The 11,479-nt window shown below is 67.5% G+C and carries 11 protein-coding genes; 1 reads left to right on the top strand and 10 read right to left on the bottom strand.

Annotation, left to right across the window (positions count from 1 at the left end; all coding sequences use genetic code 11):
* Window positions 1–3 precede the first annotated feature (3 nt).
* The 6 genes from H0B43_RS26235 to H0B43_RS26210 all read right to left on the bottom strand — a co-directional run bounded on the left by H0B43_RS26235 (window position 4) and on the right by H0B43_RS26210 (window position 7,096).
* A complete protein-coding gene (locus H0B43_RS26235; RefSeq protein ID WP_185725270.1) occupies window positions 4–1,407 on the bottom strand; it encodes an MFS transporter in 1,404 nt (467 codons plus the stop codon).
* Between the two features lie 56 nt (window positions 1,408–1,463).
* Window positions 1,464–3,005 (bottom strand): class I adenylate-forming enzyme family protein, encoded by a 1,542-nt coding sequence (locus tag H0B43_RS26230; RefSeq protein ID WP_185725271.1) that lies wholly within the window; start codon window positions 3,003–3,005, stop codon window positions 1,464–1,466.
* 191 nt (window positions 3,006–3,196) lie between these two features.
* A complete protein-coding gene (locus H0B43_RS26225) occupies window positions 3,197–4,447 on the bottom strand; it encodes a CaiB/BaiF CoA-transferase family protein (protein WP_185725272.1) in 1,251 nt (416 codons plus the stop codon).
* Window positions 4,444–5,115, bottom strand: a complete 672-nt coding sequence (locus tag H0B43_RS26220) for a PaaI family thioesterase (protein ID WP_185729790.1) — start codon at window positions 5,113–5,115, stop codon at window positions 4,444–4,446. Before H0B43_RS26220 ends, H0B43_RS26225 begins: the two co-directional genes overlap by 4 nt.
* 41 nt (window positions 5,116–5,156) lie before the next feature.
* Entirely contained in the window at window positions 5,157–5,918 is a 762-nt protein-coding gene (locus H0B43_RS26215) for an enoyl-CoA hydratase/isomerase family protein (RefSeq protein ID WP_185725273.1), read from the bottom strand.
* Entirely contained in the window at window positions 5,915–7,096 is a 1,182-nt protein-coding gene (locus H0B43_RS26210) for a Rieske 2Fe-2S domain-containing protein (protein WP_185725274.1), read from the bottom strand. Before H0B43_RS26210 ends, H0B43_RS26215 begins: the two co-directional genes overlap by 4 nt.
* Window positions 7,097–7,166: 70 nt before the next feature.
* Between H0B43_RS26210 and H0B43_RS26205 the strand changes: the two genes are divergently transcribed.
* Window positions 7,167–7,769, top strand: a complete 603-nt coding sequence (locus H0B43_RS26205; RefSeq protein ID WP_185725275.1) for a TetR/AcrR family transcriptional regulator — start codon at window positions 7,167–7,169, stop codon at window positions 7,767–7,769.
* Between the two features lie 25 nt (window positions 7,770–7,794).
* Here the strand turns inward: H0B43_RS26205 and H0B43_RS26200 are convergent, their stop codons facing one another.
* The 4 genes from H0B43_RS26200 to H0B43_RS26185 all read right to left on the bottom strand — a co-directional run bounded on the left by H0B43_RS26200 (window position 7,795) and on the right by H0B43_RS26185 (window position 11,478).
* On the bottom strand, window positions 7,795–8,412 hold the full coding sequence (locus H0B43_RS26200; RefSeq protein WP_185725276.1) for a hypothetical protein: 618 nt from the start codon (window positions 8,410–8,412) through the stop codon (window positions 7,795–7,797).
* 69 nt (window positions 8,413–8,481) lie between these two features.
* Window positions 8,482–9,441 (bottom strand): MlaD family protein, encoded by a 960-nt coding sequence (locus H0B43_RS26195; RefSeq protein WP_185725277.1) that lies wholly within the window; start codon window positions 9,439–9,441, stop codon window positions 8,482–8,484.
* Window positions 9,438–10,445 carry an MlaD family protein gene (locus H0B43_RS26190; RefSeq protein ID WP_185725278.1) on the bottom strand — a complete coding sequence of 336 codons (1,008 nt, stop codon included), beginning with the start codon at window positions 10,443–10,445 and terminating at the stop codon, window positions 9,438–9,440. Before H0B43_RS26190 ends, H0B43_RS26195 begins: the two co-directional genes overlap by 4 nt.
* A gap of 1 nt (window position 10,446) precedes the next feature.
* Window positions 10,447–11,478 (bottom strand): MlaD family protein, encoded by a 1,032-nt coding sequence (locus tag H0B43_RS26185; protein ID WP_185725279.1) that lies wholly within the window; start codon window positions 11,476–11,478, stop codon window positions 10,447–10,449.
* Window position 11,479 lies beyond the last annotated feature (1 nt).

The raw sequence follows: 11,479 nt of genomic DNA, 5'->3' as shown, positions 1-11,479 counted from the left end.
GGCTCAGTGCGCCTCGGCCACGGAGGCCGACTGCGTGGCGTCGACGACGGTGCGTCCGCGAAGACGCTCCCGCACGAACAGCACCCCGAGGGTGAGAACGGCGGTGGCGGTCGGCACGATCATGAGCAGGAAGATGGTGCGGGCGTCCATTCCGGCGGCGATCAGGGCGGCACCCAGCGTCGGTCCGGCGATCGATCCGATGCGACCGACTCCCATGGCCCAGCCGATCCCGGTCGAGCGTGCTGCCACCGGATAGATCGACGCGGCGATCGCGATGATGCCGGCCGAACTGCCGGAGATCCCGAAACCGACGATGCAGATCGCGATCAGCAGCAGTGTGGAATTCGCGAGCAGCATCGCGACGGCGCCGATGAACAGCGCCCCGAGGGTGTAGCCCGCCATGACCACTGCGTAGGCGGCGTCCGAACCCCGGGACCGGGCCCACGCGGTGCCGACCCGGTCGGTGATCCACCCGACGGACAGCGCGCCCGCCATGCCGCCGAGGTTGAACAGCGCCGCGGCGAGGATCGCGTGGGACGCACTCTGCCCGGCTTGGCTGAACAGCGACGGCATCCACCCGAACAGGAAGTAGATCACCAGGAAGTTGATGACGAACACCACCCACAGCAGGATCGTGTCCAGCGCCCGGCCCCGGGCGAACAGCGCACGAATGGGCGATCTGGTGGACGCCGCGGCGTCCACGGTGAACGTCACCGAACCGTCGATGCCGGCGTGCGGGGCGATCGCCGAGAGGATCTTCGCGGCGCCGCCGCGATCACCCCGGGCAGCGAGGAACTTGCCCGACTCGGGCAGCCCGGCCCACGCCAGGGCCGCCACGATCAGTGGGAGGACGCCACCGGCCACGAAGATCGACTGCCACCCGTACGCCGGAATCAGTTGAGCGGCAGCAAGTCCGCCGAGGAATCCACCGAGAGACATGCCCGCGACGACGATGGTGACCAGAGTGGAGCGGCTGCGTGCGGGAGTGTACTCACTGGTCAGTGCGATCAGATTCGGGGTGACGCCGCCGAGCCCGATCCCGGCAAGGATGCGGAGCACGATCAGCACACCCATCGACGGGGCGAACGCGGACGCGAGTGTGAACACCGCGAACAGCACGGTACACAGCAGGATCACCCGTCGCCGGCCCCACCGGTCGGCGACGGGGCCGAACAGCAGGCTGCCCACGACCATCGCGCCGCTGCTGAGCGCCAGCAACAGTCCGAACGAGGCCTTGGACAGGCCCCAGTCCTCCGACAGGGCGGGAATCGCGAATCCGATCAACTGGGCGTCCATGCCGTCGAGAATTGCGAGCGCCAGGCACAGCGCGATGGCACGCTTCTGGAGGGCTGACACCGGTGCGGCGTCGATGAGCTGGGAGATGTTGACTTCACGCGTGGGGGCCACGATGTGCATTCCTCTCGGGAGGGGGAATTGCGGGGAGATGAAGCGAACTGGATGCCCTAGACGGGCGTGACGGTGCCGTCGACCGCGAGTGCGTCGGCGGGCGCCTCGGGGAAGCGCTGGCGCAGAGTCGGTTTCGCGAGCTTGCCGGAGAACGTGCGCGGCAGGGGTTCACCGAGGGCGACCGCGTGCTTGGGGCGCTTGAACTTCGCGAGATTCTCGCCGGCGACCTCCGCGATGTCGGCGACGATCTCGGCGGCGGGACGCTCGCTGTGGAACACCACCATCGGCACCTCGCCCCACCGGTCGTCCTTGACACCGATGACGGCGAGATCGACCAGGCCGTCGATGCCGTGCAACGCCTTCTCGATCTCGGCGGGATAGACGTTGAGACCGCCGGAGATCAGCATGTCCTTGCTGCGATCGACGATCTTGAGGAATCCGCCCTCGTCCTGCATGCCGAGGTCGCCGGTGCGGAGCCACCCGTCGCCGAGGGTCGCCGCGGTGGCCTCGGGCTTGTTCCAGTACTCCCGCAGCACGTGCTCGCCGCGGACCAGGATCTCGCCGACCTCCCCGGCCGGGGTGTCGACGCCCGGATCGCCGATCCGAATGTGGGTGCCGACCAGCGGCAGCCCGGCGAAGCCGGGGCGCGACACGGCGTCCTCGTAGGCGAGGGTCGAGACCATGCCGGACGCCTCGGTCAGGCCGTAGCACTGGGTGAGTGGGATGCCGTGCGAGCGGTAGAAGTCGAGCAGGTCCAGGCTGACCGGCGCGCCACCAGTGCCGGCGAACGTGAATTTCGCAAGCTTGCGGCCGCCGAAGTCGGGCAGCATCGTCATCCGTTCCCAGATCACCGGGACGGTCGTGGTGGCGGTGATCTGCTCACGCTCGAAGGTGTCGAGGGCTATCTCCGGGTCGTACTCGCGCAGCAGGACCATCGTCGCGCCGGGCACGACGACGAGCTGCATGAAGATCGACAGGACGGAGCCGGTGTACACCAGCGGGGCGGAGCACAGCACCCTGTCCCGGTGGGAGAAACCGAACGTGATGGACTGCGAGATGCCGGGAGTCATCGCGTTGCGGTGCGTGATCAGGGCACCCTTCTGGACGCCGGTGGTCCCCGAGGTGTAGCAGATGAAGCCCGGGTCGTCCGCGTCGATGGCGACGACGGGCGCGGTCCCCGGGTCGATCAGCCGCTCGTACGGCGGGTGGGCGTCGCCCCCGATCGCGTAGGTCTCGAACTCGGTCTGCTCGGCGGCGGCCTCGAGCAGCGACGCGAAGCCGTCCTCGACGACCACGACGCGCGGCGCGGAGTCGACCACCATCGGCGCCAGCTCCTTCGCGGTGAGCCGGAAGTTGAGCGGGACACTGATCGCGCCGAGCTTGAGGGTCGCCAGGATGATGTGCGCGAGTTCGGGGCGATTGAGCATCATCACCGCCACCCGATCGCCCTTGCGGACTCCACGCGCCGCCAGACCGCGGGCGAGCGCGTCGGTGATCGCGTCGACCTCGGCCCAGGTCTGCGACGTGTCCCCGAACACGATGGCCTGCTGCTGCGAACGCGTTTTGCCCCAGAACCGGGTCAGGTCCGCGAGATTCATCTGTGCTCCTCGTGCTCGTCAACCGGGTGTGACCACCCTCACTTCGTGTGCCGTAAACCTAACAGTTGTAGGCGAAAGACGCAATGCTCGATTCGGAAATTTCGGACATCTTGCAGAACCGACGATTTGCACGAAAACAACACCCACACAACATATTTCGTGTGAGTGTCGCTTCTTCGGTATGCGCGCGGTCAGCCGTCCGACGAGGCCCCGCGCCGAGAGCTCGCCGGGTCGGTGGCCGCCGCGATCCGCCGGTCGTCGTACCCTGCCACCGACCGCAGCACGTCCGTCGTGTCCGCACCCAGAACCGGCGGCAGGGTGGGCGCGAACTTCTCCCCGGCGACGCGCACCGGGCTGACCACGAACTCGAGCTCACCGACCCCCTGGTAGTCCACCCGGTAGGTGTTCTCCCGCGCCTGGAAGTGCGGGTCCGCGAGCATGTCGGCCACGTTGTTGACCGGACCTCCCGCGATGCCGTGTTCCAGGAACAGCTGCACCCACTCGGCGCGGGTGCGCCGCGCGAAGATCTCCGTCAACGCACGCCACACCAGGTCCGCGCGGGCGGGGGCACCGTGGTCGGTACTGGTGAGGTCGACGCCGATCAGGTCTTCGCGCTCGACCGCGACCAGGAAGTTGTGCCAGAACTTCTCCACGTGCGAGCCGAACAGGATCGCCTCGCCGTCGCTGGTGCGGTAGGCCTCGAGCCGCGGCCAATCGGGCAGACGGCCGTCCGGGAGCCAGGACGGACGCGGCATCGAACGGTCCCTGTTCAACTCCGCGTCCACCGCGTCCGGCATCCACGCGGCCGCGACGTCGATGCCCGCCACCTCGACGTGGCAGCCGACACCGGTAGCTCCCGCCTTGCGCAACGCGGCGAGCAGCCCCATCGCCCCGTACGCGCCGAGCGCGTACATCGCGATCGGCGGCGTCGTCGATCCCGCCATGCCCTCGGTCGGCGGCTCGGCGGGAGTACTCACCTCGCGGAGCCCGGCGTACGCGTCGAACACCGGCCCCCCGGTGCCGAGCACTCGGTATGGACCGTCCGTGCCCATCCCGGACACCGTGCACAGCACGATCTTCGGATTCACCTGTCGCAGAGCCTCGTACCCGATCCCGAGCCAGTCGAGGTATCCGCCGCGCATCCCTTCGATCACCGCGTCGCACGACCGCGCGATGTCGAGGAACGCCTGCTTGCCCTCGGTGGTGCGCAGGTCGAGGGCGACGCTTCGCTTTCCGCGATTCCACCGCAGGTGCATGAACGCCGGACCGTCCGCACAGCCGACGGCTCGGCTGCCACCGATGCGCACCGGATCCCCGAGGGGGCCGGATTCGATCTTGATCACGTCGGCGCCCAGATCGGCGAGATGTCCGCCGAGCGACGACGGCGCCAGCTGCGCGACCTCGAGGATGCGGACGCCGTCCAGCAGCGAGTACCCACTCATGAATCCTCCTCCTCGCGACCCACGGCCAGCGAGACATTGTGTGTCTGTTCAGGTTTCAGTTCGATCCAGAGCCCGTCGACGTCGGCGACGAGAACGTCGCCGTGATACATCGCACCGCGCATGAAACGTTTGCGGCCGTCCTGACCGGCGAACTCGGCCTCCACCCGCAGTTCGACGTCGAGTGGTGCGGGCGCCCGGTAGTTGACATGCAGGTACGCCGTGCGGGCCCAGGGCCTGCCGGAACTGTTGGCGAGGCGCGCGAGGATTTCGTCGAAGATCAGCGGTGTCACACCGCCGTTCATGGCGTATCGCCCGGAGTGGAATCTGCCGACGGTGACGCGCCCACGTGCCCGGTCCGCGGTCACCTCGTCGAGATGAAGGGGCGGTGTGAGGGTCTGCCCCCGTCCCGGGAGATCCCAGCGCCGACCGGCGATCTGCTCGTCCTCACCGACCTCGAACTCGGCGAGCCGGGTCGCGAGGTCCCGGAGCACACGCGCCGCGCGGCCCGCCGCGTCCGGGTTCGGGCGACTGCGGGTGACGGCCTCCTGCACCGAGCGCAGGGCGCAGGCCAACTCCGCGAACTCGTCGTCGCCGTCCGCGGTCGGTTCGAAGGGGTCGTCCCAGCTGGGACTCCAGATGTCGTCGCGAGTCGAGACGGCGGCGTCCATCCGGACCTCGCTTTCCGTGGTGAGGACCGGGCTCGTGCGGGTCACTGCGCGCGACTTCCGAAGTACGACGTGAACATCTCCTCGACCGGACGCGGCCGCAGCGTCGTGCGCGACGCGACGTTCTCCCGGTCGTACCGGCTCCGCAGATCACGGCCCGGACCCTCGAGCAGCAGTGCCTTGATCTCGCGCATCGATTCCGGCGGTTGGGCTGCGATCTGACCGGCCGTCTCGAGCGCGGATCCGAGGACGTCGCCGTCGGCCGCATACCGGGAGACGAGTCCCATCCGGAAGGCCTCCTCACCGGCCACGGTCCGTGAGGTCATCAGCAGGTCGCGGGCCTGCCCCGCGCCGATCAGGTGGTCGAGTACCCACGTGAGGTTGGCGCCGCCGTACTTCGCCGCGGTGACGGTGATGCTGGTGCCGGGGCCGCCCACCCGCAGGTCCGAACACACCGCCAGCAGGGTTCCTGCGCCGTAGGCCATCCCGTGGACGGCGGCGACCGTCGGCTTGGGGAAGGTGAAGTACTTCCACAGCAGTTCGTCCCGCTCGAGCATGCTCGTGGCGCGGGCGTCCGCCGTCATCGCCCGGAGTTCCTTCAGGTCGTATCCGGCAGAGAAGGCCGCCGGACCGTCTCCCGCCAGCACCACCACCCGAACGCCGGGATCGTCCGCGGCGTCGGCGAGCGCGGCATCGAGCTCACGCTGCAGGCCGAGGGAGATCGCGTTGTGCACGTCCGGCCGAGCGAGGTCGAGCTGCAGAACCCCCGGCGCCGGAGACGAACGCCGCAGGTCGCCCGATGTCACTTCGCACCGCCGACCGCGGCCTCCTGCCGAGCGACCTCCTCAGCATCCCGGGTGATCATCTTGTGGAACACCTGACCGGGGAGCTCGTTCCGTCCGTAGATCAGCTCGTCGACCTGGCCGTGCGCGGCGTTGGCTGTGATCGTCTTGGTGACGAACCAGTCCTCGGCGTGCAACGTCTCCATGAGGAGTTCCCAGTTCTTGTCGAGAATCAGCTTCTCCCGCGGCGTCTCGGGCTCCTTCGGGGAGAGGAGACGAATGGTGCAGTAGGAGACGTTGGGATCTTCGGTGTCGGGCACGATCGTCCAGATCTCGAAGTGGTTGGGCTCGGTCACGAGCATCGTGCCCGGGTAGATCGTGTAGTTCGCGAGGGAATAGTCGCGGACGTCGAACGAGTCGGGGTCCGCTCCGCGCACCTCGGTGATCGACTTGCGGGCCACGACGATTCGCCACGAACGGTCGACCAGGTCGTACGCCGTGATGTTGCCCTCGAGGTAGTTGCACACGGTCTTGGTGTGCAACTGGCAGAGGTGGTACGAGTCCTGGACGCCGTCGACGGCGATCTTCCAGTTCATGTCGAGTTTCCAGGTCTCCTTGCGCACCTGGAACGACTCGGCCATTCCGGTCGCCGTCACCTCCGCGTCGTGCTTGGCGCCGAGGATGCCGGCGATGTCGAGATCGGCGCCGACCGTCGGAACCACCCAGACCAGACCGTGCCGCACCTCGCAGGGGAACTCGACGAGCCCGTACTGCGAGCGGTCCATGCCGTCGAAGCCTTCCGCGTGCGGCATTCCCCGCAGATCCCCGCCGCGGCCGTACGCCCAGTTGTGATACGGGCAGCTGAAGATACGCTTGCATCCCGATTCGTCGAACTCCACCTTCGAGCCCCGGTGCCTGCACACGTTGGAGAAGGCCTTGACGCTGCCGTCCGTCTGTTTCACTACCAGCAGCGGTGTGCCGATCAGCTCGGTCGTGACGAAGTCGCCCGCCTTCTTCAGCTCGTCGACATGGGCGACGATGTGCGGCAGTCGCCGGACCACCGTGCGCTCGCGTTCGGCGAGTTCGGGGTCGGTGAACACCGAGAACGGCACTCGAAGCAGGTCGTCCGCGTAGTCGGTGCTGTTGTTGTCGACATGTGCGATCAGTCGCTCGGTGAGTGTGATCTTGTCTTCGCGCTCCATGCACCGAGAGTGGCACATGAGACATTCGTTGTCTAGCGTCTCACGCAAATGGTGGCGGTACTGTTTCCTGGTGGCTGCAAGGACTGGAAACGACCCCGCGACCGACGTCCGCTCGACGATCCTCTCCGCAGCGGAGTCGTGCTTCGAACGTTTCGGAATCACGAAGACGACCATGGAAGACGTCGCCCGCGCGGCCGACATGTCCCGCGCGACCGTCTACCGGTACTTCTCGGACCGCGAGAGCCTGATCATCGAATCGGTCGCGCGACGCGCGCGCACGAACATGGCGCCCGCCCGCGCGTTCATCGCGAAGTGGCCCACGATCGAGGAGAGACTCGTCGAGGGCATCTGCCAGAACGTCGAGAGCGGTCTGCGCGACCCGATGGTTCACCTCCTCGTCTCCCCGTCGGAAATGACCCTGGCGAACTCCCTGCTGACCACGTCGGGCAAGGCCGTCGAACTCACGAGTGAACTGTGGGAGCCGATTCTGCGCGAGGCGCAGGAGGCCGGCGACATCCGGGCGGACGTCGACCTGACGCTGCTGTGCGAATGGATCTCGGAACTCGAGATCATGTGCATCAGCCAGCTCAACGGCGGAACCGGCTCGCTCGAACGATTCCGCGAGAAGATCCGGGCCTTCGTCATCCCCTCGCTGTTGCCGGCCGGTCGCTGAGAGACCGCCGCGCACGACTCACCGGTCACCGCGGCGCCGTGTCGCCGTCGAGTGCCGAGTCGATTCCGCTGATCTCGGTGATCTTCCACTCGTTACCGCTGTCGACGGTCATCTTGTAGGTGGCTGTCGACTGCAGCCCGTCGGGTGCCTGACTGTTCTTCGTCAGGACGCTGACGAAGCAATCCACCGAATAGGTTCCGTCCGGTCCCGGTTCGGCTTTCGCCGAGATCGGTTGTGCGGTCGACGTCCATTGCAGCGGAGCAATGATCTGCTCCATCGACGTCGCCGCCTGAGTGAGGCGGTTCGACAGTTCCGGGGACGTTCCCGCCGTCAGCCGTGTCCGCCACGCGGGCAGGTCGCGAAAGTCCATTTCGGCGGCGCCGGTCGCGTAGTCGAGGGCGATCCGTTCCGCCTGCTGCGTGCTCGCCGCCGCGTCGTGGAGCTGGTCGAGTTCGTGCGTCGTGCTGCGGAGTTGCCACCCGAGCACCGCCAGTGCGACGACGAGAACGGCGACCAGGCCCCCGATCACCACCGATTGCAGCGGCACGTTCCTGCCCGCTCGACGCTCGCGATCGCCCGCACCATCGGAGTGATCGGTCTCAGGAGTGGTTCCGGGGTTCACGAGTTCCATCGATTTCTGCATCGTTCGCCTTTCGCTGGGCTGCCCGATCTCCGGGGTGGACGATCGAGGACGGGTCGGGTCCGGTCGGTTCTACCGCCCGGACGGGCTGAGGTGGACTGTCAGTGCGTCTCCGGATGTGGTGGCCGCCATGACGTTGTCGAGCAAGCGGCCTACGTCGACGGTCCGCATCGCGGCCGCTCCGGCCTGGACCGAGGGGAGAAGATTCACGCCGATCACCTGGAGGTCCGGGGCCGTGTGGTCGAGGAAGGTCTGTAGCTCCCCGATGAAAGGGCTTGCCCCGTTGGCGATTCCGTCGCGCAGCGGACCCTTCTCGGTGGCGAAGCGGATTCCGCCGAGCACGTCGTGGAACCCGCTGCCGAACTCGGCGACGATCGGTGTCGTGCCCCGGAATCCTTCCGGGACGGTGGCGCTGTCCATCAGCAAGGGCTGCAGGGTGTCGAACAACGTGGTGAGGGTGTCGGACTGCTGGCTGAGCGTCGCGGCGAGTAGTTCGCCGGCACGGTTGAGATTGTTCAGGACTGCGAAGTCGTCGGGCAGCGCGACGTCGATCGTGTCGAAGATCGACTGCACCCGTTCGGGATCCACCTGTTCGAGAAGCCTGGTCAGGCGTTCCGAGAGCTCCTTGAACGTCGTCGGCACCACCACCTGCGACGCCGGGACCGTGGCACCGTCCTCGAGATACGGTCCGGCGTTCGACGAGGGCAGAACGGCGAGATACGGCTCGCCCAGTGCCGAGAGATTGTCGACCCGGAACGCGCTGTCGGCGGGGATCGACCGGCCGTTCTCGTAGTTCCAGGCGACTTCGATGTGATCTGCCGACGTCGTCATGTCACTGATGTGCCCGATTGCCACCCCGCGGAGCAGAACCCGTGAGCCGACGACGAGTCCGTTCGTGTCCGGCACGTCCAGCGTGGCGGTGCGCACGTCGTCGAATCGGCTCACGTGCAACCCCGCTCGGCCCATGTAGAGGAACGACAACACGGCGATCACCACCATGCCGACGATCGACAATTGCGTCTTCACGGTCATTTCACTGCTCCCAGCATGCGGAGCAGGTTCTCCGCGTCGGCCACGATCTGGTCTCCCCCGGCTGATTCGATGCCCTCGATGTCGACGGACGGCTTCTGCGCGAACGGCACGATCCTGCTCCGCAGGAAGCGGGACAGCACGACGGTCGTGTCCGGCGCCTCGTCCCAGGCCTCGCGCGCCACGTCCCCCGTGTCGGCGAGGGAGTTCAGCATGGGAACCATCCACAGTCCGCCTTCGTAGACGCTGCCGACGGACGGCAGGATCTGGCCGATGTGGGCGACGACCGAGATCGCGAGTCGCCGCCAGTAGTGCACGCTGGAACTGTCGAACATCGCCGACAAGGCATCGGTCCGGTCGTCGAACGACAGCGCGGTCTCGTTCAACCCCGACAACGTCCGATCGATCTCCTCGGTTCGCCCCGCGAGGTCCCGCATGTCCAGCGCCGCCACGGACGCCACGTCGCGTACGGCCGGGAGTGGCGGCACCACGGAATTCACCCGGGCCATCACGTCTTCGATCCGCTGGATACTGCCGCCGTTGACGAATTTCGCCAGCACCGCGATGGTGTCCTCCAGTTGCGGCGGCGAGATGGTGCGGCTCACGGGAATGGTGCCCCCGGCGGGCAGATACTCGCCGGCCGCACCGCCGCCCTCATCGGTGACCGCGATGTACGTGTCGCCCAGGAGCGTGTCCTGACGGACGATCGCGCGCGCGTCGGCCGGGATTCGGGTGCCGCTTCCGATGCCCGCCGACACCGTCACGATCGGCCCGGACACCTGCAGGGACCGGACCTCGCCGACCCGCAACCCGTCCATCATCACGTCGGCGCCCGCAGGCAGGTTCATCACGCTGGTGAACTCGAGCGAAAGGTCGTAGGTTTCCCCGACGCCGGCACGGACCGAGGGGAGGTCGTCCGGGCCCAGGGAGCAGGCCGGCACCGTCAGTACCACTACGCCCACCGTCACGGCGCCCAGAAGCCGCCTCGTTCTTCTCGATCGGTTCATGTCATTTCCTTCCCGCGAGCACGAGGTCGAGCAGCCTGCCCATCGGCACCTCGGCTCCGGTGGCGGTCGTCGCCACGGTCGGTGGCTGATAGGCGATGGAGAGCGCTCCGTCGCGCGCCGTCTGCTGCGCGAGGAACGGCGCGACCGACGGAATCGTCGAGATCAGGCCCGCGATGTCGGTCGACCTCGTCGCCGCCAGCTTCAGGGCGTCGGTCGCCGGTCCGTGCACGAACGGCCAGATGTCGGCGCCGTAGTTCTGCTGGATGTCGTTCAATGTCGCTACCAGCCAGCCGATTCCCTCGCACACCTCGATGACTCCGGGCCACAGGTCGATCCCCGCGGCCACGACCGCCGGCATCTGTTCCACGATCGACCGGATCGAACTCCAGCGCCGGAGCGCTTCGTCCGTCAGCGGAGCCATGTTCGCGATCGACGAGCCGATGTCGGCGACGAGCTTGTCCGGATCGGCCGCCGCCGCGGCGGCATGCCTCATCATGTCTGCGGCGTTCTCGCCCTGACCGCGCAGTGCCGTTTCTAGACCGACCACCGTTCCCCGAACGTTCTCCTGCCCGTCGTCCGGCGCGATCGCATCGATGAAATCTGCTGCCGAACCGGCAATTTCGGAGATGCTCTTCGGGGTGTGGCTGTGCTCCAGCGGGATACACTCCGCCGGCTCGAGTTCCGGACCGGTGGCGTAGTTGCCCACCAGTTCGAGGCTCCGATCGGCCAGCAGCGACTTCGAGCGGGTGACCGCCCGGACATCCTGCGGATAGGATCGGCCACTCGCGAGCGAGAAGGTGACCTGCACGTGGTCGCCCTGCGGTTCGATGCCTTCGACGCGGCCGACCTGGTAACCCATCTGGGTGACAGGGTTGCCCGTGTAGAGGCCGACGGCGTCCGGCATGAGCGCGCAGAACGTCGACCGGTCTGCGGGCTCTCCCGTCGTCGCCACCGCCACACCGGCACCGCCGACGACGGCGGCCGCGCAGACGACGGCCAGCACCTTGACCGTCAGGCGTGATGTCGCAGGCATC

The sequence above is a fragment of the Rhodococcus sp. 4CII genome (genome assembly GCF_014256275.1).
GTDB lineage: Bacteria > Actinomycetota > Actinomycetes > Mycobacteriales > Mycobacteriaceae > Rhodococcus_F > Rhodococcus_F wratislaviensis_A.
The sequence above is the reverse complement of the archived record's forward strand: the minus strand, read 5'-3'. Positions and strand labels throughout refer to the sequence as shown.